Source organism: Microbacterium sp. AC026, assembly GCF_979258475.1.
Window position 1 is genome coordinate 1,855,971 of record NZ_OZ409857.1, and the last position, 23,115, is coordinate 1,879,085.

Annotated in this window: 25 protein-coding genes and 2 pseudogenes; 11 read left to right on the top strand and 16 right to left on the bottom strand. The window is 69.6% G+C overall.

Annotated features, from left to right (window positions below; genetic code table 11):
- Positions 1–336 precede the first annotated feature (336 nt).
- From ACZZ93_RS09185 to ACZZ93_RS09200, 4 genes are read right to left on the bottom strand one after another with little or no spacing between them, the layout of a single operon-like run.
- A complete protein-coding gene (locus ACZZ93_RS09185) occupies positions 337–1,245 on the bottom strand; it encodes an ATP-binding cassette domain-containing protein (protein ID WP_463510923.1) in 909 nt (302 codons plus the stop codon).
- Entirely contained in the window at positions 1,242–2,030 is a 789-nt protein-coding gene (locus ACZZ93_RS09190) for an ABC transporter permease (protein WP_463510924.1), read from the bottom strand. The genes ACZZ93_RS09185 and ACZZ93_RS09190 overlap by 4 nt, the downstream gene beginning before the upstream one ends.
- Positions 2,027–2,806, bottom strand: coding sequence for a molybdate ABC transporter substrate-binding protein (modA, locus tag ACZZ93_RS09195; RefSeq protein ID WP_463510925.1), 780 nt, complete (start codon positions 2,804–2,806; stop codon positions 2,027–2,029). Before modA ends, ACZZ93_RS09190 begins: the two co-directional genes overlap by 4 nt.
- A 1-nt stretch (position 2,807) precedes the next feature.
- Entirely contained in the window at positions 2,808–3,200 is a 393-nt protein-coding gene (locus tag ACZZ93_RS09200; protein ID WP_056276411.1) for a TOBE domain-containing protein, read from the bottom strand.
- A gap of 150 nt (positions 3,201–3,350) precedes the next feature.
- Between ACZZ93_RS09200 and ACZZ93_RS09205 the strand changes: the two are divergent.
- The 4 genes and pseudogenes from ACZZ93_RS09205 (at position 3,351) to ACZZ93_RS09220 (ending at position 6,274) form a co-directional block, all read left to right on the top strand.
- Positions 3,351–4,120: pseudogene (locus tag ACZZ93_RS09205) on the top strand (HesA/MoeB/ThiF family protein).
- Entirely contained in the window at positions 4,117–5,364 is a 1,248-nt protein-coding gene (locus ACZZ93_RS09210) for a molybdopterin molybdotransferase MoeA (protein ID WP_463510926.1), read from the top strand. Before ACZZ93_RS09205 ends, ACZZ93_RS09210 begins: the two are co-directional and overlap by 4 nt.
- The gene (gene moaC, locus ACZZ93_RS09215) at positions 5,361–5,840 is read left to right on the top strand and encodes a cyclic pyranopterin monophosphate synthase MoaC (protein ID WP_053098558.1); all 480 of its coding nucleotides are present in this window, start codon (positions 5,361–5,363) and stop codon (positions 5,838–5,840) included. The genes ACZZ93_RS09210 and moaC overlap by 4 nt, the downstream gene beginning before the upstream one ends.
- Positions 5,837–6,274 carry a MoaD/ThiS family protein gene (locus tag ACZZ93_RS09220; RefSeq protein WP_463510927.1) on the top strand — a complete coding sequence of 146 codons (438 nt, stop codon included), beginning with the start codon at positions 5,837–5,839 and terminating at the stop codon, positions 6,272–6,274. The genes moaC and ACZZ93_RS09220 overlap by 4 nt, the downstream gene beginning before the upstream one ends.
- Here ACZZ93_RS09220 and ACZZ93_RS09225 read toward each other — a convergent pair.
- The 5 genes from ACZZ93_RS09225 to ACZZ93_RS09245 all read right to left on the bottom strand — a co-directional run bounded on the left by ACZZ93_RS09225 (position 6,198) and on the right by ACZZ93_RS09245 (position 10,058).
- The gene (locus ACZZ93_RS09225) at positions 6,198–6,638 is read right to left on the bottom strand and encodes a molybdenum cofactor biosynthesis protein MoaE (protein ID WP_295100622.1); all 441 of its coding nucleotides are present in this window, start codon (positions 6,636–6,638) and stop codon (positions 6,198–6,200) included. The two genes, ACZZ93_RS09220 and ACZZ93_RS09225, sit on opposite strands and share 77 nt — an antisense overlap.
- Positions 6,635–7,123, bottom strand: a complete 489-nt coding sequence (locus ACZZ93_RS09230) for a MogA/MoaB family molybdenum cofactor biosynthesis protein (protein WP_285363782.1) — start codon at positions 7,121–7,123, stop codon at positions 6,635–6,637. The genes ACZZ93_RS09225 and ACZZ93_RS09230 overlap by 4 nt, the downstream gene beginning before the upstream one ends.
- 41 nt (positions 7,124–7,164) lie before the next feature.
- Positions 7,165–8,805 (bottom strand): molybdopterin-dependent oxidoreductase, encoded by a 1,641-nt coding sequence (locus ACZZ93_RS09235; RefSeq protein ID WP_295100626.1) that lies wholly within the window; start codon positions 8,803–8,805, stop codon positions 7,165–7,167.
- A gap of 84 nt (positions 8,806–8,889) precedes the next feature.
- Positions 8,890–9,159, bottom strand: coding sequence for a hypothetical protein (locus ACZZ93_RS09240; protein ID WP_053098553.1), 270 nt, complete (start codon positions 9,157–9,159; stop codon positions 8,890–8,892).
- A gap of 200 nt (positions 9,160–9,359) precedes the next feature.
- A complete protein-coding gene (locus tag ACZZ93_RS09245; RefSeq protein ID WP_053098552.1) occupies positions 9,360–10,058 on the bottom strand; it encodes a GTP pyrophosphokinase in 699 nt (232 codons plus the stop codon).
- Positions 10,059–10,166: 108 nt separating this feature from the next.
- Here ACZZ93_RS09245 and ACZZ93_RS09250 point away from each other — a divergent pair, with 108 nt between their 5' ends.
- Both ACZZ93_RS09250 and ACZZ93_RS09255 read left to right on the top strand, forming a co-directional pair.
- Positions 10,167–10,526, top strand: coding sequence for a nuclear transport factor 2 family protein (locus ACZZ93_RS09250; RefSeq protein WP_056276387.1), 360 nt, complete (start codon positions 10,167–10,169; stop codon positions 10,524–10,526).
- Positions 10,527–10,617: 91 nt separating this feature from the next.
- Complete coding sequence (locus ACZZ93_RS09255) at positions 10,618–12,705, top strand: APC family permease (RefSeq protein ID WP_463508087.1); 2,088 nt, start codon at positions 10,618–10,620, stop codon at positions 12,703–12,705.
- 6 nt (positions 12,706–12,711) lie between these two features.
- Here the strand turns inward: ACZZ93_RS09255 and ACZZ93_RS09260 are convergent, their stop codons facing one another.
- A complete protein-coding gene (locus tag ACZZ93_RS09260) occupies positions 12,712–14,118 on the bottom strand; it encodes an aminotransferase-like domain-containing protein (protein ID WP_463507064.1) in 1,407 nt (468 codons plus the stop codon).
- On the opposite strand from ACZZ93_RS09260, the gene ACZZ93_RS09265 reads away from it, so the two are divergent.
- Genes ACZZ93_RS09265 through ACZZ93_RS09275 form a run of 3 tightly spaced genes read left to right on the top strand, consistent with a single transcriptional unit; the run spans position 14,117 to position 16,311 of the window.
- Positions 14,117–15,067 (top strand): DMT family transporter, encoded by a 951-nt coding sequence (locus tag ACZZ93_RS09265; protein ID WP_463510928.1) that lies wholly within the window; start codon positions 14,117–14,119, stop codon positions 15,065–15,067. The genes ACZZ93_RS09260 and ACZZ93_RS09265 overlap by 2 nt on opposite strands.
- Complete coding sequence (locus ACZZ93_RS09270) at positions 15,067–15,678, top strand: FMN-binding negative transcriptional regulator (RefSeq protein WP_463510929.1); 612 nt, start codon at positions 15,067–15,069, stop codon at positions 15,676–15,678. Before ACZZ93_RS09265 ends, ACZZ93_RS09270 begins: the two co-directional genes overlap by 1 nt.
- Positions 15,679–15,687: 9 nt before the next feature.
- On the top strand, positions 15,688–16,311 hold the full coding sequence (locus tag ACZZ93_RS09275; protein WP_463498097.1) for a GNAT family N-acetyltransferase: 624 nt from the start codon (positions 15,688–15,690) through the stop codon (positions 16,309–16,311).
- On the opposite strand, the gene ACZZ93_RS09280 is transcribed toward ACZZ93_RS09275, so the two are convergent.
- The 6 genes and pseudogenes from ACZZ93_RS09280 to ACZZ93_RS09305 form a co-directional block, all read right to left on the bottom strand.
- Positions 16,275–16,976 carry a GntR family transcriptional regulator gene (locus ACZZ93_RS09280; protein WP_053098545.1) on the bottom strand — a complete coding sequence of 234 codons (702 nt, stop codon included), beginning with the start codon at positions 16,974–16,976 and terminating at the stop codon, positions 16,275–16,277. The genes ACZZ93_RS09275 and ACZZ93_RS09280 overlap by 37 nt on opposite strands.
- Before the next feature lies 1 nt (position 16,977).
- A complete protein-coding gene (locus ACZZ93_RS09285; RefSeq protein ID WP_053098544.1) occupies positions 16,978–17,718 on the bottom strand; it encodes a GntR family transcriptional regulator in 741 nt (246 codons plus the stop codon).
- Between the two features lie 212 nt (positions 17,719–17,930).
- Positions 17,931–19,108: pseudogene (locus tag ACZZ93_RS09290) on the bottom strand (SLC13 family permease).
- 33 nt (positions 19,109–19,141) lie between these two features.
- Positions 19,142–19,498 (bottom strand): YciI family protein, encoded by a 357-nt coding sequence (locus tag ACZZ93_RS09295; protein WP_053098543.1) that lies wholly within the window; start codon positions 19,496–19,498, stop codon positions 19,142–19,144.
- Positions 19,495–20,868 carry an RNA polymerase sigma factor gene (locus ACZZ93_RS09300; protein WP_463510930.1) on the bottom strand — a complete coding sequence of 458 codons (1,374 nt, stop codon included), beginning with the start codon at positions 20,866–20,868 and terminating at the stop codon, positions 19,495–19,497. Before ACZZ93_RS09300 ends, ACZZ93_RS09295 begins: the two co-directional genes overlap by 4 nt.
- On the bottom strand, positions 20,865–21,056 hold the full coding sequence (locus ACZZ93_RS09305; RefSeq protein ID WP_150115145.1) for a hypothetical protein: 192 nt from the start codon (positions 21,054–21,056) through the stop codon (positions 20,865–20,867). The genes ACZZ93_RS09300 and ACZZ93_RS09305 overlap by 4 nt, the downstream gene beginning before the upstream one ends.
- Before the next feature lie 283 nt (positions 21,057–21,339).
- Between ACZZ93_RS09305 and ACZZ93_RS09310 the strand changes: the two genes are divergently transcribed.
- Together ACZZ93_RS09310 and kdpA are read left to right on the top strand one after the other, a co-directional pair.
- Entirely contained in the window at positions 21,340–21,429 is a 90-nt protein-coding gene (locus ACZZ93_RS09310) for a potassium-transporting ATPase subunit F (RefSeq protein ID WP_056276367.1), read from the top strand.
- Entirely contained in the window at positions 21,429–23,114 is a 1,686-nt protein-coding gene (kdpA, locus tag ACZZ93_RS09315) for a potassium-transporting ATPase subunit KdpA (protein ID WP_463510931.1), read from the top strand. The genes ACZZ93_RS09310 and kdpA overlap by 1 nt, the downstream gene beginning before the upstream one ends.
- Position 23,115 lies beyond the last annotated feature (1 nt).

The following is a 23,115-nucleotide window of genomic DNA, read 5'->3' on the forward strand; positions in this document are numbered from 1 at the left end:
CAGTTTCCCTCTCCCCGACATGTTCCGAGACTACCCGCGCCCCGCGTCGCGCGGCCCATGCGGGCGCGACGACCGGCATATTGCCAGGTCCTCTCGGGACGCGCGGCGCTCGCCCAGGCCACCTGGCTGGAGATTCAGCCGGGAGTTCACCAGTCATCGGGCGAGCTCAGCGCACGGCTGCAGCTCACGGAACTGCGACGAACCGCACCAGCGCCGGGTCCACCAGCAGCCGAATCCGATCGCCGACCGCCACGCCTCCGGCAGCATCCAGCGACAGGTCGATCGCGCCTGCATCGGTGTGCACGCGCACGCCTCCCAGCGTGGGCTCGATGCGCGTCACCGCAGCCGGCCACGACTCCGGGCCTGCCTCGGCGACCCGCACGTCGCCCGGGCGGAAGACCGCGGCGAGCGCAACGCCGTCCGTCGCGGCGAGAGCGCACGAGGCCGAATCCGCGCTGGCCAGCAGCACCTCGCCGCTGCGCCATGCTCCCCACTCGCGACCCCGACCAGGCGATTGACCCCGGCGATCGACGCGACGAAACCGGATGCCGGGGCGGCGAGCACCTCGCGCACCGGGCCCTCCTGCGTCACGCGACCAGCCTCGACGACGATCAGCCGGTCGGCGAGCGCGACGGCATCCGCGGCATCGTGCGTGACCGCGACGGTCGTGGTCGAGATGAGCTGGTCGCGCAGCATCCGCCTGATGTCGCCTGCCGTCTCGGGGTCGAGGGCGACGAGCGGTTCATCGAGCAGCACGACGCGAGGGGATGCGGCGAGCGCGCGAGCGACCGCGACCCGTTGCTGCTCGCCTCCGGACAGCTCGTGCGGCATCCGCTCTCCGGAGCCGGGGAGACCGACGCGTGCGAGCCAATCGTCGGCCCCCGCCCGCGCCGCGCGCGCGTCAGTGCCCGCCGCCCGTGGCCCGAACGCCACGTTCTCGCGCGCCGAGAGATGAGGGAACAGCCGCGGCTTCTGCCCGAGCAGCACGACCCCGCGGCGCATCGGCTCGGTCCTCACCCGCGGCTTCGCGACCCGGTCGACGACCCGGCCCTCGACGGCGATCTCGCCCCCGCCCAGCGGCTCGAGTCCGGCGAGCGCCTGCAGCAGCGTCGACTTGCCCGCTCCGCTGGGTCCCATCACGGCGACCGTCTCGCGGGTCTCCACCTGCAGCGAGACATCGACGGTGAAGTGCTCTCGCGGCACGACCACGCGGGCGCGCAGCCCGGCGACAGCAGGCGCGCTCATCGCGCCGCCCCCGGCCGCCAGCCGCGCACGAGCAGCAGCACGAGGATCGCCGTGGCGAGCAGCAGCAGCGCGAGGGCGACCGCGGCCCCCTGGGTGACGCCCGCGCCGTTGAAGGCCGTGTAGATCGCCAGGGGCATGGTCTGCGTGACGCCGGGGCGGTTGCCCGCGAAGAGTGCCGTCGCGCCGAACTCGCCGATGGCCCGGGCGAAGCACAGCACCACGCCCGCGACGATCCCGGGCGCCGCGAGCGGCACCGTGATGCGGCGCAGGATCGTCCAGCGGCCGGCTCCGAGCGCGGCGGCTGTCCGCTCGTACTCGACACCGGAGGTGCGCACAGCCCCTTCGACCGCCAGCACGAGGAACGGCAGCGCCACGAAGGTCTGCGCAAGCACGACGGCCGGCGTGCTGAAGGAGATCCCGAGACCGCCGAACCACCCCGCCCGCCCGAACAGGTAGAGCAGGGCGACACCGCCGACCATCGGCGGCAGCACGAGCGGTACCGTGACCGCGGCCCGCAGCACGGCGGCCAGGCGGGGCCCGGAGCGGGCGATCGTCAACGCCAGCGGCACACCGATCACGATGCACAGCAGAGTGGCGACGAGGCCGGTGCCGAGCGACAGGAGCAGAGCCGAGCGCGCGGCCTCCGACGTCACGTCGGTGATGAAGGTCGACCACTCGACACGGGCGACGAGCGCCGCGAGCGGGAGGATGAGGAACGCGAGACCGATCAGGGCCGGGATGGCCAGGGCTCGCGGCGCGTATCCGTGTGAAGCGGCCGCAGTCACGGCGCTCCGAAGCCGAAGTCGGCCAGGATGCTCTGGCCATCATCCGACAGTACGAACGCGACGAACGCGTCGGCGGCCGCAGAGTTCGATGCCTCCGACAGCGTCGCGATCGGATAGTGGTTGACGACGTCGTCGGCACCGTCGGGCACGATCACCTCGACATCATCGGGACCGACGACGTCGGTGGCGTAGACGAGGCCCGCATCCGCCTCACCGGCTGCGACCTTGGTGAGCACCGCGGTGACGTTCTGCTCGAGGCTCGCGGCATCGACCACGACGCCGGCGTTCGAGAGCAGCGTCGCCGAGGCGGCGCCGCACGGCACCTCGGGGGCGCACAGCACGGTGGTGACGTCGGCCAGATCGGCGAGGGTCTCGACGCGACCCGGATTGCCCGAGGGAACGGCGATCACGAGCGTGTTGGAGGCGAACAGGGTCGGGTCGACCGCGGCATCCTCGAGCTTGTCCATGTTCGCCTCGTCGGCTGAGGCGAAGACGTCGGCCGGAGCGCCCTCGCGCAGCTGGGTGACCAGCGTCGACGATCCGTCGTAGACGCCGCTGAACGTCACATCGGGGTTCTCGTCGGTGAAGGCCGCACCGATCTCGTCGAAGGCGCCCGACAGCGACGCGGCGGCGTACACCGTGAGCTCGCCGCTGACGGCACTCTCCGGTGCATCTCCCGAGCTGGCAGGGGCCGGGGCTTCGGCGGTGCACCCTGTGAGGGCGAGAGCGGCGGCGGCCAGGACGACCGCGACGGTGCGACGCAGGGCGCGATTCATGTCAGCCCTTCGGCACTTCGACGACGACGTTGGTCGCCTTGACGGATGCGGTGGCGAGCGAGCCGACCTCCAGGTTCAGCTCGCGGGCGGCCTCGGCCGACATGAGCGAGACGACGCGGTGGGGTCCGGACTGCAGATCTACCTGTGCCATGACTCCGTCGATCTGCACGCGCGTCACGATGCCGACGAAGCGGTTGCGGGCGCTCGAGAGAGCATGATCCGACGCCTGCGCCTCCTCGGCGAGCTCCACAGCGCGGGCGGCGAGAGCGTCACCGGGGATCTCGGCCGGGACGGCATCCGTCGTCGGCAGCAGGCCCTGATCGATCCAGCGCCGCACCGTGTCATCGCTCACTCCGAGCAGCTGTGCTGCGCGGGCGATCCGAAAGCTCTGCATGGGTGGACACTACCGCAGACGCGGATGCTGAAACCAAAAATCACCGCATTCGCGGAAGCAACACGCTCGATCGGCATCCGTTCGCTGCGAACTCCGGACGAATCCCCTCGCCCCCGCCGCAATCGCGCACCCCGGGCATAGCCTGGTGCCATGCAGCCGCTCGTCGCTCCCGCGCCCGCCCTCGACCCGGCCGAACTCGTCCGCACCGCCAGGCACGCGGTGCTCACGGGCATCGGAGAGGAGGGGCAGCGCCGTCTCGCCGCGGCCCACGTCACCGTGGTCGGCGCCGGCGGCATCGGCTCCCCCGTGCTCCTCGCACTGGCCGCGGCAGGAATCGGCAGCATCACGGTGATCGACGACGACGTCGTGGAGCTGACCAATCTGCAGCGCCAGCTCGCCCACCGTGTCGAGGACATCGGCCGCCCCAAGACCGTTTCGGCGGCGCGCGCGATCAGCGCACTGTCACCGGGGGCGGAGGTCGTGACGGCCTCCGAGCGACTCGACTCCGAGAACGCCGAGCGCCTGTTCGCCGGGGCCGACATCGTGGTCGACACGAGCGACTCCTTCGCGACCCGCCGCGACGTCGCCGCGGCGACCGAGAGCCTCGGCATCCCGCTCGTGTGGGGTGCCGTGCAGGAGTGGCACGCGCAGGCCACCGTGTTCTGGTCGAGTCCCCCGAAGGCCACACGCCCGTGGTGCTCACCGATCTCTTCCCGCTCGGCACCGAGGGCGAGCCGCCCAGCTGCGCGCAGGTCGGCGTGCTCGGGGCCCTGTGCGTGCAGGTGGGCGGGATGCTGGCGGGCGAGGTCGTGAAGCTCATCACCGGCGCGGGCGAGCCGCTGCTCGGCCGGCTCGCGATGATCGACTCCCTCACCTCGAGACAGCACGAGATCGCCATCCGTTCGGCGGTGTCGGCATGAGCGCCGCGGGCGGCGGTCGCCGATCCGTCGAGGATCAGCTCGCGCGGGTGCTGGATGCCGTACGCGCACTGCCCGCCGAGACACGGGCGATCCGGGACGCGGCCCAGCGCACGCTCGCAGAGCCTGCGACGGCGGCGCACGACATCCCGCTCTTCGACAACTCCGCGATGGACGGCTTCGCCGTGCGTGCAGCGGATGTCGCCTCGGCATCCGACGAGAGCCCTGTCGTGCTCCGCGTCGTCGCAGATCTGCCCGCCGGGGTGTCGGACGACCCGGCACTCGGAGTCGGCGAGGCGGCACGCATCATGACCGGCTCACCCGCCCCGACTGCGGCGGACGCGATCGTGCCTTTCGAGGACACCGTCGGCGGTCTCGCCGATTCGCTCGGCGAGGTGCGGGTGCTGCGCGCACCGTCGACCGTAGGAGCGTTCATCCGCCGTCGCGGCGCCGACCTGCGCGCCGGTGACGCAGTGGTGCTCGCCGGCGAGCGCCTCGGAGCGTTCCAGCTGTCCGCCGCCGTCGCCGCCGGGGTCGAGAGCGTGACGGTGACACGCGCACCCCGGGTAGCCGTCGTATCGACCGGCAGCGAGCTGCTCGAGCCGGGCGAGCCCGCAGCGCGCGGCCGCATCCCCGATTCCAACGGTCCGCTGCTCGAGCTCCTCGTCGCCGATGCCGACGCCGAGGTCGTGCTCGTCGCCCGCGTCGCGGATGACGCCGATGCCGTGCGCGCCGTCACGGCGACCGCCGTAGAACGCGGCGCTGACGTGATCGTGTTCACCGGCGGCGTGAGCGCCGGTGCATACGAACCCGTGCGCGGCGCGTTCGACGGACAGGGCGAGGTCGAGTTCGCGAGCGTCGCGATGCAGCCGGGCAAGCCGCAGGCGTTCGGCGTGCTCGACGCCGGCACTCTGGTGTTCGGTCTTCCCGGAAACCCCGTGAGCGTGGCGGTGTCGTTCGAGGTGTTCGTGCGCCCCGCGCTGCTGGCGCTGCAGGGCCGCTCCGAGATCCACCGCCCGCGCGCATCCTTCACCGCGGATGCCGCGTGGACCACCCCGCCAGGACGCCGTCAGTACCTGCCCGCCGTCGTCGACCTCGTGAAGAGGACCGTGCGCCCGGCGACCTCGGGCGGCTCGGGATCGCACCTGGCCGGCGGACTCGCCCGCGCCCACGCGTTCGCCGTCGTGCCCGCTGAGGTCGAGGCCGTCGCCGTGGGCGATGCGATCGATGTCATGCTGGTCGGATGAGCTTCACGCATCTCGATTCGGCCGGCCACGCCCACATGGTCGATGTGACCGGCAAGCAGCCGACGGTCCGCACCGCCACCGCGCGCGGATTCGTGCGCTGCGGCGCCGAGGTCATCGCGGCCCTGCGCGACGGCACCGCACCCAAGGGCGACGTGCTCGCGGTCGCCCGCATCGCCGGCATCCAGGCCGCCAAGTCGACACCCGCTCTGCTGCCCCTCGCCCACGTGATCGGCGTGCACCGCGCGTCGGTCGAGCTCGACATCGTCGACGACGGCGTGCACGTCGAGGCGACCGTGGGCACCGCCGACCGCACGGGCGTCGAGATGGAGGCCCTCACAGCGGTCTCGGTGAGCGCCCTCGCGATCGTCGACATGATCAAGGGCCTCGACCGCTCGGTCGTGATCGAAGACGTGCGCATCGTCGCGAAGTCGGGCGGGCGCTCGGGAGACTGGGTGCGCGAGGGAGAGACGCTGTGACCACCCGCGTCCGCTATTTCGCTGCGGCCGCCGAGGCCGCGGGCACCGACGCCGAGGACCGCGGCGAGCACTCGCTCGAGCAGCTGCGCGCCGCCGTCGTCGTCGACCATCCGGCGCTCGCCGACATCCTTCCGCGGTGCGCGGTCATGGTCGACGGTGTGCGCAGCGATGACGACCGTCCGCTCGACGACGCCCAGCTGATCGACGTGCTCCCCCGTTCGCCGGGGGATAGGCCGCAGGCGAAGCGATGCCCGCTGGGCGTGCGCTTCGTGCGGCGATCTGCGCGTCAGAAGGACGCGGATGCCGAAAACGGCCTTCAGAAGCGCGAATGGCCGCGTGAAGCAGCCGCAACTCGACTCAGCCGCCGATGCCCTTCCACGAGGTCGAGCCGTCCGACTCGACCTGGCGCTTCCACACCGGCAGCGACGTCTTGATGTCCTCGATGACCGCGCGGCACACCTCGAAGGCCTCAGCACGATGCTCTGCCGCGACCGCGATGACCACGGCCGCATCCCCGACGTCGAGGCGACCGATTCGGTGGCTCACGGCGACCACGACCCTGGCGTCGCCGACGGCATGCGCTGCCGCCTCCTCGGCGATGCGTCGCAGCGTCGGCTCCGCATCGGGGTGCGAGCTGTATTCGAGCCCGACCACCGGGGTCGTCGCATCGGGGTCGTTGTCGCGCACGCGCCCGATGAAGGTCGTGACCCCGCCCAGGGCCGGGTCGTCCACCGCAGCGAGATGCGCGTCGACGTCGAGCTTCTCCTCCGAGATCGCTGCGATCCGCACCTCGTTCACGAGTGATCACCGCCCTCGACCTGGTCGACGACGTGTCTGGCGACGGTGAGCACGACGGGAACACCGGATGCCACGGCCCGGGGCGACCCGGGAAGATTCACCACGAGCGATCCGGCCGGGTCGACGATGCCCGCCACGCCACGAGAGAGCACGGACAGCGGGGTGTCGGCGAGGCCGCTGCGGCGCAGCTCCTCGGCGATGCCGGGCACCTCGCGGGTGATCACCCGACGGGTGCCCTCCGGCGTCTCATCGCGCGGACTGACGCCGGTCCCCCCGGTCGTCACGATCAGCCTCACGCCGCGGGCCACCGCTCGGCGCAGCGCATCCGCGACCGAGGTGGCGCCGTCGGCGATGACCTCGGCATCCGGGCAGTGCCACCCGGCATCCCGCAGCAGCCCGACCGCGATCGGCCCTCCCCTGTCTTCGCGTTCACCCGCGAAGGATCGATCCGAGACAGTGATCACGCAGGCGGGGAGCGACGTCATGGCTCCCACACTAGGGCGAGACCCGGGGTCACGCACCGGCATCAGGCGACGCGGATCAGCGACCGCTGCCACCCCGACGAACCGTTCGGCGCGATCGGCGCCCGCTCTTCGATCTGCAGGTCGCCGTTCTTGTTGATGGCTCGCACGGCCACGTAGTGCGTGCCCGGCGTGGCATCCCACTCCATGAACCACTGCACCCAGGTGTCCTCGTTGATCGGTGCCGACAGCGTCGCCGGCATCCAGTCGCCCTCGTCTATGCGCACCTCGACCCGCTCGATGCCGACCGACTGCGCCCACGCGACGCCCGCGATCGGGATGCGGCCGGCCTTAACCGCCTCGCCGACCTTGGGAGTGTCGACGCGCGAGGCGAACTTGATCGGCGCCTCGGCGCTGTATCCACGCGGGGTCCAGTAGGCCTCGTCCTTGTCGAACGTCGTCACCTTGAGCTCGGTCAGCCACTTCGTCGCCGAGACGTAGCCGTAGAGACCGGGAACGACCATGCGCACCGGGAACCCGTGCTCGAGCGGCAGCGGCTCGCCGTTCATGCCCACCGCGAGGATCGCATCGAGGTTGTCGTCGGTCAGCGCCGACAGCGGCGTGCTCGCGGTGTATCCGTCGACGCTCTTCGACAGCACCATGTCGGCACCGGACTTCACCCCTGCCTTCTTGAGAACATCGCGCAGCGGGACGCCGAGCCACTTCGCATTGCCGACGAGGTCGCCGCCCACCTCGTTCGAGACGCAGGTGAGGGTGATCGCATACTCGTCGAGCCCCATGTCGAGGATGTCCTGGAAGCTCATCTCGACGCGCTGATCGACCATGCCGTCGATCACGAGACGCCAGGTGCTGGGGTCGATCGTGGGCACGGTCAGCGCGGTGTCGACGCGGTAGAAGTCCTTGTTCGGGGTGAACAGCTTGCTCAGGCCCGGGATGTCGAGCTCGGCGCCCTTCGGCACCGTGACCGTCGACTTCGGCGCCGGGAGCTTCAGCGCCTCCCGGATCGACGCCACGGAGGCGACCGTCATGCTCACCGTGCGCGACGCGATGCCGACGACGACCGCCGAGACGCTCGCGATCCCGGCGAGGATGAAGAACTGCCGACGCCCCAGATCCTTCGGCGGCTGCGCGGCATCCTGGCCCACCGTCCCGGTGCCGGTCGCGGCGAGACCCTCGCCCTTGCGGTCGGCCATCACGGCGGGAACCGCCGAGGCCCTCCACGTCTTCAGACGGCGGATCAGGAGCACCATCAGGATCGACCCTGCGATGGTGCCGAGCACGGGAGGCAGGAAGGCGAGGGGCGTGACTCCCGCCCGCGTCACGATCGCCGCGGTGGAGAGCGCGCCCGCGACCACCAGGGCGATCACGCCGAGCGGGGGACGGAGCAGCTGAAGGATTCCGGCGATCGCCGACGCGATCACCACCGCGAGACCGAGACCGACCAGCAGCGCGATCTTGTCGTACTCGCCGAAGGTCGCGATCGCGAATTCCTTGAAGGGCTGCGGCACGATGTCGATCACGAAACCGCCGACCGCGAGTATCGGGCTCGCTGAGCGCGCGAAGATCAGCGCGAACAGCTCTGCGGTGGCCAGGAAGACGGCACCGCTGATCACACCCGAGAGTGCTGCCCAGAGGATGAATCGTCTGCCCTTGCTGCGCTGTGGGTCTTTGCTGCGCTGTGCCATGATCTGCTCCTTCGCACCGCCGACGGTGTGGTCAGCGGTTGTTCGGAGCGAAGGCGCGAACGGATGGTCGCGAGCGCCGGCGCGTCAGAGACGCCGCGCGGTGATGGTGTCGCGGTCCTGCAGCTGGCGCAGAGTGCGCAGGCACCGGGAGCACAGGATCTCGACGCGACGCGGGTGGTTCTCCCCGCAGACGCAGTCGACCGTGACGCGCCACTTGGCCTTGCGTCCGCAGGCGGCATAGGCCTCGTCGTCGCCGTGGTCGCACTCGCACAGCTGGCGTCCTCGGTCGAGACCGGGGAGCTCGACGAGGGTGCGCTCGAGGTCGGCGACCGGGGGCTGCTGCGTTTTCACCACCTGCCGATGTTCCCAGGGGTGCGCGGCTGCGCGCAACACGGTAGCGCGGGCACCACACCGCGGTCCTCGCGTGCGCCGCCGTGCGCGATTCAGCACGAAAGCCGCGCGAACGGCCAGAACACCCCCAGAACCGGCCCATTCGATGCGCTCATGCTGAATTGTGAACGAACCGCCTGCGCACCCATCGCGCGGGCGTCGGGTCAGACCTGCACGACGTGCGGCGGGGGCGGCGGCGCGAGCTGGCGCTGCGGCACTCCGTGCGCCTCGCGATGCAGACGCTCCATGCGGCTGTCGAGCTCAGCGGCGGCCTCGGCCGCATCGGTCAGGCTGTCGACGAGGTGCGAGGGCACCTGGTTCGAGAACTTGTAATAGATCTTGTGCTCGAGGCTGGCCCAGAAGTCCATCGCGATGGTCCGGAACTGCACCTCGACCGGCACCGCGAGCGCCCCGGTCGACAGGAACACCGGCACCTCGATGATCGCGTGCAGGCTCTTGTAGCCGTTCTCCTTCGGCGTGGCGATGTAGTCCTTGACGGTGCGCACGGTGACGTCGTCCTGCGCGGTGAGCAGGTCGAACAGGCGGTACACGTCGGCGACGAAGCTGCACGTCACGCGCACGCCGGCGATGTCGGTGATCTCGGAGCGGATGCGCTCGAAGTCCGGCTCGACGATGCCCTTGCGGGCGATCTTCTCGACGATGCTGTCGGGGGTCTTCAACCGGCTCTTGACGTGCTCGATCGGGTTGTACGCGTGGTGATGGGTGAACTCGTCACGCAGGATCGAGATCTTCGTCTCCACCTCCCGCATCCCGAACTCGTACTCGCGCAGGAAGCGCTGGAACTCATCGCGGAGCTCCCGAGTCTGCTGGATCGCATCGTCGGTGAGCTGAAGGGACGTCATGCATCCGACGTTACGCGTTCGTGATCGGCGCAGGCTGTGCATCGCCGATGAGAAATTCGGTCCGGCGCGGTCTTGACGATGTCGGAGGCCGGGTCTACAACGGACGACATGGCTACCGCAGGCGAGAAGTGGACAGAGGCGTACGTCGAGGCGTGGCGATCGAACGACCCGCAGCAGATCGCGGCGCTCTTCAGCGAAGACGCGATCTACCTCACGAGCCCCGACGCCGAGCCGCGGGTCGGTCGGGCCGACATCGTCGCCGGCTGGCTCGAGGACCTCGACGATCCGGGCACGTGGTCGTTCGAGTGGTGGATCGTCCGCGAGGATGACGACTTCGTGGCGATCGAGGGGCGCACGCAGTACCCGTCTGAAAGGGACTATCTCAATCTCTGGATCGTCCGACTGGATGCCGAGGGCCGGGCGACCGCGTTCACCGAGTGGTACATGCCGCGCCCTCATTCCGAGTGACCGCCTCGGCCGCGTAAGGATTCCGTTAGGGACACCGGGGCACCCGTAGGGATTCCGTGAGGAACGCGTGAGGAAGCCGTTCGCGGGCGTAATGTCGCCCGACGTGTCAGATGAAACCCGGGACAACCTCGACGCTCCTCCTCGCGTGAAGCGCATCCTCATCGGCGACCCGCTGACGAGCGCACAGGTCGACGATCAGCTGCTCCCGAAGAAGATGGCGTTGCCGATCTTCGCGTCGGACGCCCTGAGCTCGGTCGCCTACGCGCCGCAGGAGCTCGTGATGATCCTCCTCATCGGCGGACTGACGTTCCTGTCGTTCACGCCGCTCGTCGCGGTCGCGGTCGTCGTGCTGCTGATCGTCGTCGTGCTCAGCTACCGGCAGCTCATCAAGGCCTACCCCTCGGGCGGCGGCGACTACGAGGTCGCCTCGAAGAACCTCGGCGAGATCCCCGGCGTCATCGTCGCGGCCGCGCTGCTGGTCGACTACGTGCTGACGGTCGCCGTGTCGGTGGCATCCGGCGTCGACAACATCATCTCGGCGGTGCCGGGCCTCGATCCGCTGCGCGTCGAGCTGGCGGTCGGATTCGTGATCCTCATCATCCTGGTGAACCTGCGAGGAGTGCGCGAGGCCTCGCTCGTCTTCGCGATCCCGACCTACGTGTTCATCGCCTCCGTCGGCTTCATGATCGTGACCGGGCTGTTCCGCACCTTCCTCGGCGATGCGCCGGTCGCCTCGAGCGCCGAGTTCGCCGTGCACTCCGAAGACCTCGGCCAGGCCGCGGTGATCCTTCTCATCCTGCGGGCGTTCTCGAGCGGATGCTCGGCCCTCACCGGCGTCGAGGCGGTGTCGAACGGCGTGCCCGCCTTCCGCACCCCGAAGGTCCGCAACGCCCAGACCACGCTCGTGCTGATGGGTTCCATCGCCGCGTGCCTGTTCGCCGGGCTCACCGCCCTGGCCCTGATCACCGGCGTGCACTACGCCGAGAACCCGTGCGACCTGATCGGCTTCGACTGCTCGAACCCGCAGCCGAGCCTGATGGCGCAGATCGCGTCTGCGACGTTCGGCGGCGGCAGCATCCTGTTCTTCATCATCCAGGCGGCGACCGCCTGCGTGCTGCTGCTGGCTGCCAACACCGCCTTCAACGGATTCCCGCTGCTCGGCTCGGTGCTCGCCCGTGACGGCTATGCCCCCAAGTCGCTGAACACCCGCGGCGACCGCCTCGTGTTCTCGAACGGCATGATCGTGCTGGGGATCGCGGCGATCATTGTGCTCGTGGTGTTCCAGGCGAAGCTCACCACGCTGATCCAGCTCTACATCATCGGCGTCTTCGTGTCGTTCTCGCTCGGGCAGATCGGCATGGTCCGGCACTGGCGCCGCGTGCTGCGCGGGCCGCTCGAGACGACTCCCGGATCGGGCGTCGACGGCGCCTCGGCATCCGACCGCCGCTCGGCGAAGATCGGGCTGGTCATCAACTCGGTGGGCGCCGCGATGACGGTGGCGGTGCTGCTGATCGTGACGATCACGAAGTTCACGCACGGCGCCTACCTGGTGTTCTTCGCGATCCCGGTACTGGCGTTCCTGATGATGGGTGTGAAGCGGTACTACCGCGACGTCGAGCACGAGATCGCGATCGACGACACGACGAAGTTCGGCGCGACGGGCGACCTGGCGATCGTGCTCGTCAACCGTCTGCAGAAGCCCGTCATCAAGGCCATCGACTATGCGGTCGCCGCGAAGCACGGCAAGACGCTGGCGGTGCACGTCGCCGTGGCATCCGACGATGCCGCGCAGCTGCAGAAGGAATGGGCCGACCACCTCGTGCCGATCCCCCTGGTGATCGTCGAGTCGCCGTTCCGGTCCTTCGCTCAGCCGGTGACCCAGTTCATCACGCAGTACCGCGAGAAGCACGGCTCGTCGGTGGTCACGGTCTACCTGCCGCAGTACATCGTGGGGCACTGGTGGGAGACATTCCTCCACAACCGGCGCTCGCGTCGTCTCGCCAACCAGCTGATGCTCGTGCACGGGGTGTCGATCACGCTCGTGCCGTGGCTGCTCGACTCGTCAGAGCTGATCTATGGACGGCGCTCGCGTCCCCTGCCCGGGCAGGAGCGTGCGGGGCGTCCGGTCGTCGTCAGCGGGCGTCGCGCGCACCGGCCCGAAGGTCCGCCCGAGAGCTGACGCTGCTCAGGATGCGGCGAGCACACCCCCGAGGATTCTCGCCGCCTCCGTGAATCGCGACGGGTCGGCGTGGGCGTAGTTGAGGCGCACATACGACCCGGAGGGCTCGGCGGGGAACCACTCGGCCCCGGGAGAGATGATGAGGCCGCGCGCCTCGCATGCGCGAACGACGGCCACGACATCGGTGCCCTCCAGAAGCCGCGCCCAGAGGTTGAGGCCGCCGGTCGGCACCGTCTCGACGATCGCCGTCGGAGCGTGCTCGGCGAGGCTCGAGAGCAGCAGATCCCGTCGCGCCCGCAACTGTTCTCTGAATCCGCGGAGGTGAGTCCGCCAGGCCGGTTGGGTCACGACGTCGAGCGCTGCGGCCTGCAGCACCCCGCTCACGTACATCGACTCGGCGGCGCGGTCGGCGAGGATGCGTTCGCGAGCCGGGCCGCGGGCGATCAGCGCTGCGATCCGCAGCGACGGTGAGACGCTCTTTGTCAGCGAGCGGAGATAGACGACATGGCCGTCATCGTCCATCGCCGCGATCGGCCGCGGATCGCCATCGATGGCAAGATCGTGCGCCCAGTCGTCTTCGATGAGGAAGGCCCCGTGTCGACGCACGCTTTCGAGCACGGCGAGGCCCGTCGCCGCCGGCCACCTGGCGCCGGTCGGGTTCGCGAATGTGGGTTGCGCGTAGAACGCGCGAGCCCCGGTCTCGGCGAAGGCTCGCTCGACGGCATCCGGATCCGGACCGTGGGGGCCCGACGGGATCGGCACCAGAACCACCCCTGCCTGCTCAGCAGCGAGCAGCGCACCCCAGTAGGTGGGGGACTCGATCAGCAGCGGCTGGCCGGCGCCGACCACAGCTCGGAAGATCGAACTCAGCCCGCTCTGACTGCCCGCGATCACGAGAGCATCCCTCGCGGACGCCGGAGCGACGTCTGCCGGTGCGGATGCCGCGAGCTCGGCGGCGAACCATGCCTGGAGTTCGGGCAGCCCGGCGGCGGGTGAACGGGTGAGCGCCGAGGAGGTTCGCGCCGCGCGGGTGATCGCCTGGCGGACGAGCCGTTCGGGAAGCAGCTCGACGGCGGGGTACCCCGAGTGCATGCCGATCGCATCGGGGGCGACGGTGCGCTGCGTCGAGGTGAGACCGGCGAGTCTGGCGGGAGGCGCCCCGAGGGCGGATGTCTGCCATCCGTAGTCCGCAGCGCGGGGCGGTCGCTGCGCCCGCACGAACGTGCCCGCCCCCGGTCTCGACTCGACAAGCCCCAGTCGCGCCAGGTGTGCCATGGCCTTCTGCACCGTCACGGGGCTCGCACCGTACTCCGCGACGAGGGCGCGATTCGACGGCACGCGGGCGCCCGGCGGAGCCGACGCGATCCACCGGCGGAGGCCGGCCACGATTCGGTCACTGCTATCCTGACTCATGAAACAACAGAGTAGCGTTATCGTCCGCCCACGTGCGCCGCTATCCTCGAGTCCCGGGCTCTGGTGGGGACTCCTCGGCGTCACCGCCTTCTCGTTCACCCTCCCCTTCACCCGCATCGCGGTCGGCGGCCTCTCGCCTCTGTTCATCGGATCCGGTCGCGCGGTCATCGCCGCAGCGCTCGCTGCCATCGCTCTGGCGGCCACCCGGCAGCATCCGCCGACCAGGGTGCAATGGTGGCGACTCGCGATCGTGGCCGGTGGTGTCGTCGCGGGGTTCCCCCTCTTGACGTCGTTCGCCATGACCGCCGCACCGGCGAGCCACGGCGCCGTGGTGATCGGCCTGCTCCCCGCAGCGACGGCCGTCATCGTCGTGCTCCGCACGCGCGAACGGCCGGGACGTGCGTTCTGGTGGTTCGCCGCACTCGGCGCCATCACGGCGGTGGTCTTCGCGTCACTGCAGAACGGGGATCTCGGCGAACTCCACTGGGCCGATCTGCTGCTGTTCGCCGCGGTGCTCGCTGCGGCTGTCGGCTATGCGGAGGGCGGCCTGCTGGCTCGGGAGCTCGGAGCCTGGCAGACCGTGTCGTGGGCGCTCGTGCTCGCCGCGCCGCTGATGCTCGTGCTGACCCTGGCCTCGGCGGTCGCCGACCCGCCGACGGCATCGCCGGTGCAGTGGCTCGCCTTCGCCTACCTCGGCGTGGTGAGCATGTTCCTCGGATTCTTCGCCTGGTACCGCGGGCTCGCGATCGGGCCCATGGCCCCGGTGAGCCAGATCCAACTGGTCCAACCCGTGATGAGCATCGCGTGGGCCGCGCTGCTTCTTCATGAGCAGATCGGATGGCCCACCGCGCTCGGCGGCCTGGCCGTCATCGTGTGCGCCGCGCTCGCGGTGCGCACCCGACTGATCCATCCCCGACCCACCACCCGCCCCCTGAACGAGGAGTCCTGATGCGCCACACACCCCGTTACCTGATGACCGACCCGCTCGAGGTGAAGCGCCTGATCCGCGGCAACCCGTGGGCGACCTTCGTGTCCCCCGCGAGCACAGGGCTGGTCGCTTCGCATTACCCCGCCCTGCTGATCGAAGACGAACACGAGATCGTGATCGCGAGCCACTTCGGTCGCCCCGACGAGCAGCTGCATGAACTGGGCGCGCACGAGGTGCTCGTGATCATCCAGGGCCCCCACGACTACGTGTCGCCCAGCCTCTATGCGCCCGGCGACCTCGTGCCCACCTGGAACCACGTGACCGCTCATCTCTACGGCACTCCCGAGATCCTCACCGAGGAGGAGAACTACGCCATGCTCGCGCAGCTGACCGACCACTTCGAGAAGGGAACGCCGCACGGGCGCAGCCTGTCGGAGGACGAGGCCGGCACCCGGCGAGCGGCGAAGGGAACCGTCGGGCTGAGGATGCGTGTCGGCCGGTTCGACGCGCGCGCCAAGCTGAGCCAGAACAAGTCTCCCGAGGTGCGAGACACCATCACCGGGCGGTTCGACGAGACGAACGCGGCACTCGCGGCCGAGATGCGTCGAGTGTCCGGCCAGGCCCCTCAATAGGCTGGGGCGATGACCGATTCGCCGCACACCGACGTCTGGCCCGTCCGCACCGAGCGGCTGCAGATCCGGCCGATGACGGCACTCGACGTCGACGCCATGTGGGAGTGGCGTCGACGGCCGGAGGTGAACCGGTGGCTCGGACTCGCGCCGGCCACACTCGAGGAGTTCCGCGAGCGGTATCTCGACCCCGGCCGGCTCACGTCGATGTACCTCGTCGAGCTGATCACGGAGAACGACGGGCCCACGCCGATCGGCGACATCATGATCAGGATCGGTGACGGCTGGGCGCAGCTCGAGGTCGCCGATCAGGCGAGGGGCGTCGAGGCCGAGCTCGGCTGGGTGCTCGACCCCGCGCACACCGGTCGCGGCTATGCGACCGAGGCCATCCGCGCCGTGATCGACGTCTGCTTCGGTCCGCTGGGGCTGCGCCGGGTGCACGCCGGATGCTTCGCCGACAACGAGCCCTCGTGGAGTCTGATGGAGCGGCTCGGCATGCGCCGGGAGGAGTTCAGCCGCAAGACCGCTCTGCACCGGTCGGGCGAGTGGCTCGACGGGCTCAACTACGGCATCCTCGCGGAGGAGTGGACACCGACGCGTCAGAGTTCTGTGACCCCGTCGACCACGAACGTGTAGAGGTCTCTCACCAGATCAGTCGCTTCGAGGCGGTCGCGATCGCGCGCTGCGGCGACGAGCGCGTCGACGACCGATCGGAGCATGGCGGGGTTGCGGGGCCGGCTGAGCGAGCGGATGCCGAGCACCAGCGCCGTGCGCTTCGACGCGTGCAGGGCGCTGAGGTGTCGGTTGCGCGAGAACACCGCGAGCAGGTCGAGCAGTTCCCACAGCCCCTCCGCTCCGATGACCTGATCGCTCTCGTCCGACGCCCAGAGTTCGCGGACGGTCGCCGCCCGCTCGGCGAGATCGGCGATCTGCGCCTCGGTCGCCTCCGCGATGCCGAGGTCGGCCGCCGCGATCGACAGGCCGGAGCACTCAGCGGCGACAGCGACGAACCACGCGGGGGTCGGCGTCACGACGACCGACGCCCTGTTCAGACGGTGCTCGATCAGATGCATCGCTTCAAGGGTGCCGAGGGCTGATCGCACGGTCGCCGCGGCGACGGTGAGCCGTTGTGCGAGGGCGGTGACCGATAAGGGATCGCCGGGCGCCAGTTCGCCCGACTCGATCGAGTGCGCGAGCGAGTCGACGACGGCATCCGCGCGGGAGGTGATGACGGGCGGTGGCTGCTCGACCCCTCCCAGCAGTCGCGTGGAGTTCAGCCTGTCGATCCGCCGGTCGGGCATGTCAGTCCTCGGGTAAGAGGACGGCGGGCGTCGAGCCGGCGGAGACGGAGGCGGATGCCGCGGCGAGCGCCGCCGCCGCGCGGAGAGGTTCGATCGTCGATCTCAGGAACAGCGGTTCGATGAGGTCGCGTACCCCGACGCCGTCGCGCCGATCGAGCAGGGCACGCAGCTGATCGAGGGCCGCGCGCATGTAGTCGACGAGTTCGTCGGGCACGCGTTGCGCGGGCACTGTTCGGGTGAGGTGCAGCACCAGCTGACCGTCGAGGATGTCGATCATCGTCTGGTTGTGGGCGTTGAGCACGATCTCGCCCCACAGCGCGTACCAGAGGCTGAGCCCCTCGCGACTCGAGGTTCCTGCGAGCTCGGCGACCAGGAGTCCGTCGATCCTCTCGTGCAGAGAGGCGACCTGCTCGTCGGTGTAGGTCGGCACTGCTCTGACGGCGCAGTATCCGATCATGGCGACGGCGGTCTCGACACGTTCCGCCTGTGCCTCGAGGTCGACCGGCGCGACGCGTGTGAACCGGTTGGTGCTGACCTCGATGAGTCCGAGGTCGGCGAGACGGTTGAGAGCCTCGCGGATGGGCGTGCGGGAGACGCCGTATTCGGCCTGCAAGTCCTGGTCGCGAATCTCTTCGAGGGGTTGCATGCGCCCAGAGATGATCTCTTCGGCGAGCGTGGCGAAGACCTGGTCGCGGATCAGCTGCCGCGGCCGGATCGGCAGAGATGCGCTGATGTCGCCCACGGGCACACTTTATGCCGGTGTCATGCCAACGCACCATACATCAGGCACTGAAGTTTCACCGGATCCGACGGCATGTGCGTAGCGTTGTGGAGTAGGGCAGCGACCCTCACCCGGCACACACTCCCCATGTCGTGCCGCGGACCTCCCCCAGATCCCGTGACGCGAGTCGCTGCCCTTTTCCCTCCCCTGCGGCCGGGATCGGGATGCCGGTCTCAGCCTGCGACCAAGGCGAGCACGAGCGTGGCGACCAGCACCGTCGGCACGGCGACGATCGCTCCCCAGAGCATCAGGCTGCCCCAGCGGATCTCGACACCCAGCGACACCACCCTGTGATGCCAGAGAAGGGTGGCGAGCGATGCCCACGGGGTGATCAGGGGGCCGAGGTTCACGCCGATCAGCAGCGCCATGAGCGCGACCGGATCGCCAGCTGTGGGTTCGAGGATCAGGTAGGCGGGCAGGTTGTTGACCCCGTTCGCGGCGAGCGCGCCCGCCGCAGAGAGACGCAGCAGTTCTGCGGGCGCGTGGCCACTGGTCGCGAGAACCGACAGGAAGTCGAGGATGCCGTTCGCGTGCGCGGTCTCGACCACGACGAACAGGGCCGCCGCCAGGCCGATCGCCTGCCATGGCACGAGCGAGAGTCGCAGCACATGGCGACGCCGGATGCCGAACACGACGATGAGCACGAGCGCTGCGACCGTCGCGGGGATCCACACGTCATGGGTCAGTGCGAGCAGCGGCATCAGGAGCAGCAGGATGGCGGACGCCGCCCAGAAGAGCATCCGGTCGGAAGGGGCACCGCCTGTCGGAGTGCGATATTCGCCGAAGAGCGTGCGTCGGTGTCGCAGCGTGAGGGTCACGACGGGCACGAGCACCCCGACGAGGGTCGGCGCCCAGCTCAGTGCGAGGAACGCGAGCGGGTCGTCACCGATCGACCGTGCCGCGAGCAGGTTGGTGAGGTTCGACACGGGCAGGGCGAGGGACGCTGTGTTCGCCAGCCACACGGTGACGAGGGCGAACGGCAGCGGGGGATGCCGACGCTCTGCGCGAGCACGACCACGACCGGCGTCACGATCACCGCCGTGGTGTCGAGCGACAGGAACACCGTGCTGATAACGGCGAGTACCACGACGGACAACCAGAGCAGGATGACGCGCCCCTGCCCCCAGCGCGCGAGGCGCTGCGCGACGACGTCGAACACCGCAGCATCCCGCGCCAGCTCGGCGACGATGGTGATCGCGATGACGAACCCGAGCACGGGCGCGATGCGTGCACCGAGCGCCCCGGCATCCGCTGACGGCAGGACGCCCGTGACGATGCAGACGAGTGCCACGGCGATGAGCGCCAGGACGATGATCGTCCCCGCTCCCAGCCGCCGTCGCGTCGCACTCACTCGCTGAGTGTAGATCCGGGAGGGGTGTGGTCCTCAGTCCTCGTCCCAGGGGAGCTTCACCACCGGCAGGATGTAGACCCTCCCCATGACGGCGGTGGGATGCTTCGCCATGAAGCTCGCCGCCTCGTCGATCGACTCGGCGGTGACGATGTCGTAGCCGGCGAACCATTCCTTGAACTCCGGGAACGGGCCGTCGGTGACGAGCACCTTGCCGTCTCGCACCGCCACCGACTTGGCTTGGTCCGCCCCGGCGACGGGTGCGCCCTCGCCCAGGCTGCCGGCCGCCCTGCCCTCATCCGCCCAGTCTTCGAGAAGGCGCTGATCCTCTCCCTGCGGCATCGTGCCGCCGGTCGGGTCGGTCATGTGGATCACGAGGTACTTGTTGCTCATCTGCTCTCTCCATTCGTCGTGCGCCCGGGCTCCCCGGGTGCGAGGGGCGCCGCGAGCTCGTCGCGGCGTCGGGTCAGGTGGATGATCTCCGCGGTGTTGTCGGCGAGGGCGATCGCGCGCTCGTAGGCAGCCCGAGCATCGTCCGGCCGGTCCGCAGCGCGCAGCAGCTCTGCACGCGTCACGTGGAAGGCATGGAACTGATCCAGCGCATCGCGCAGCGTCTCCACGATCAGCAGTGCTCGTTCGGGCGAGTCCCTCTCTGCGACGGCGACCGCCCTGCTGAGGGTCACGACCGGGCTGGAATCGATCCGCTCGAGCTGCTCGTAGAGTCCGACGATGCGCGCCCAATCGGTGTGCTCGGCATCCGTCGCCCGCACATGCACCGCGTTGATCTCGGCCAGCAGTCGGTGACGACCGGGGGCCGCGGTGGGTGGCTCGTCGAGCAGTGCGAGGCCTCGACCGATGAGCTCGTGGTCCCACGAGCCACGGTCCTGTTCATCCAGGCGCACCAGCTCGCCGCCGTCGGTGACGCGTGCCGCGGCGCGCGCCTCGCTGAGCAGCATCAACGCCAGCAGACCCGTGACCTCCTCGTCGGCGGGCAGCAGCTCGCGGAGCAGTCCGGCGAGCCGGATCGCCTCGCCCGTCAGTTCGCGACGCAGTGCGGGCACTCCGGCCCCGGACGCGAAATACCCTTCGTTGAAGATCAGATAGAGCACTGCGAGCACTCCGTCGATCCGGAGGCGGAGGTCGTCGGCAGCCGGCATCCGATACGGGATCCGGTCGGTCTTGATCTTCGCCTTGGCTCGGGTGATGCGCTGCCGCACCGCAGATTCCTGGATGAGGAAGGCCCGGGCGATCTCCTCGACGGTGAGCCCGCCCACGATCCGCAGGGTCAGGGCGACGCGCGCTTCGAGTGACAGCGCCGGATGGCAGCAGGTGAAGAGCAGACGGAGGCGATCGTCATCGATGACGCCCGTCGGCTCCGGCGGTTCGGGATCGTGCAGCATGAGAGCCTCCCGATGCTTGGCATCGCGGAACGACTCACGACGCAGTCGATCGATGGCCTTGCGGTAGGCCGTGGTGGTGATCCAGCCGGCGGGATTGGGCGGCACTCCCTCGTCCGGCCATCGCTCAGCGGCCGAGGCGAAGGCCTCAGCCGCCATCTCCTCGGCGAGGTCGAGATCACCGCATCGTCGGGTGAGACCTCCCACGATGCGCGCCCACTCGTCGCGATAGACCTGCGCGACGTGCTCTGCGACGTCGGTGTTCACCGAGAACCCTCGATCCGACCTCGTCGCCGCGTCACCTGTGGTCTCTCCGTCCGCTCGATCGAGCAGGTTCCGCTCCGATCCTGCCGTCAGGACGATCATCCCGGTTCCCCGCTTCCGCCGGAAGAGATGCGCGCCCAGAGGCGGCGAGCGCGCACACGGAGGGAAGGGCGCCGGATCAGACCAGGATGCTCGAGCGCCGTCCGACGTCGCACGATCTGCTCCTCGGCGTGCTCAGCCTCGAGCCGGTAGACGAGGTTCGCCACCATCGGGTCGTTGTACACAGTCACCACCGCACCTCTCGCGTCTGAGGCCCCCCGATCGGGGACCTCCTACCCGAACCACGAACGACGAACGACGGATGCGACAACGAGATTCGAGAAAGTCGGATCGACCCCGAGATGTGAGCAAGTCGCATGCATCCCGCACGGCCCCGTAGGCAAAGCGTGAGGATCGCCATATGCCGGTCCGCACGGGAGTTGTATCGAGTCTCGTGCTCGACATCATCTACATCGCGCTGACTCTCGCGCTGTTCGCCCTCGTCTCTCTTGTCGCGAAGGGGGTGGAACGACTGTGATCGTCTTTGAGATCATCGCCGCCGCCCTCGCCGTGGCCGCCGTCGTCTACCTCGTGGTGGCTCTCGTCGCCCCGGAGAAGTTCTGATGGGCGCCGGCGCCGACCTCTGGTTCGGCATCCTGCAGGCCGCGGTCCTCATCATCGCCCTCGTGCTGCTGTATCGCCCGGTGGGCGACTACATGGCGCACGTCTTCAGCACCCCGCGCGACCTGAAAGCCGAGCGCGGCCTGTACCGACTGATCGGCGTCGACCCGGCATCCGAGCAGACCTGGCGGGCCTATGCCCGCAGCGTGCTCGCGTTCTCGGTCGTCGGCCTGCTGCTCGTCTACGGGCTGCAGCGACTGCAGGGCTTCCTGCCCGAGTCGCTGGGACTCCCCGCGGTTCCCGAGGGCCTCGCCTTCAACACCGCGGCCTCGTTCGTCGCGAACACCAACTGGCAGTCGTACTCGCCCGAGCAGACCATGGGCTACACGGTGCAGCTCGCGGGCCTGACGGTGCAGAACTTCGTCTCGGCCGCCGTCGGTCTGGCCGTCGCGGTCGCGCTGATCCGCGGCCTCTCGCGCCGCGGCTCGACCACGATCGGCAACTTCTGGGTCGACCTGATCCGCGGGCTCGGACGCATCCTGCTGCCGATCGCTCTGATCGCCGCCATCGCCCTGATCGCGGGCGGCGTGGTGCAGAACTTCGCCGGCTTCACCGACGTGACCACGGTCTCGGGCGGCACGCAGACCATTCCCGGCGGACCCGTCGCCTCACAGGAGGCCATCAAGCTGCTCGGCACGAACGGCGGCGGCTTCTTCAACGCCAACTCGGCGCATCCGTTCGAGAACCCGACCGGCTGGACCAGTCTGCTGCAGATCCTGCTGATCCTCGTGATCCCGTTCTCACTCCCCCGCACGTTCGGTCGCATGATCGGCGACAACCGCCAGGGCTACGCGATCGCCGCCGTGATGGGAACGATCTTCCTGATCTCGACCTTCGCGCTCTCGGCCCTCGAGCTGGCCGGCCGCGGCAGCGCTCCGGAACTCGCGGGTGCGGCGATGGAGGGCAAGGAGGTGCGCTTCGGCATCCTCGGCTCGACCCTCTTCGGCAGCGCCAGCACCCTGACCTCGACCGGCGCCGTCAACTCGATGCACGACTCGTACACGGCGCTCGGCGGCATGATGCCGATGCTCAACATGATGCTCGGCGAGGTCGCCCCCGGCGGCGTCGGATCGGGTCTCTACGGGATGCTCGTGCTCGCGATCATCGCGGTGTTCGTCGGTGGGCTGCTGGTGGGCCGCACCCCCGAATACCTCGGCAAGCGCATCGGCCCGAAGGAGATCAAGCTCGCGAGCCTCTACATCCTCGTGACGCCGACGCTCGTGCTGATCGGCACCGCACTGAGCTTCGCGATCCCCGGCATCCGGGCGGACGTCGAGGCGACCAGCATCCTCAACCCCGGCGTGCACGGCGTGAGCGAGGTGCTCTACGCCTTCACCTCGGCGTCGAACAACAACGGCTCCGCCTTCGCCGGCCTCACCGCGAACACCCCGTGGTTCAACACCGCACTGGGCATCGCGATGCTGCTCGGCCGGTTCCTTCCGATCGTGCTCGTGCTGGCCCTGGCCGGATCCTTCGCCGCACAGCAGCGCGTGCCCGAGAACACCGGAACCCTGCCCACGCACCGACCGCAGTTCGTCGGCCTCCTCACCGCCGTCACGGTCATCATCACGGCACTCACCTACTTCCCCGTGCTCGCACTGGGCCCCCTCGCTGAAGGACTCGTCTGAC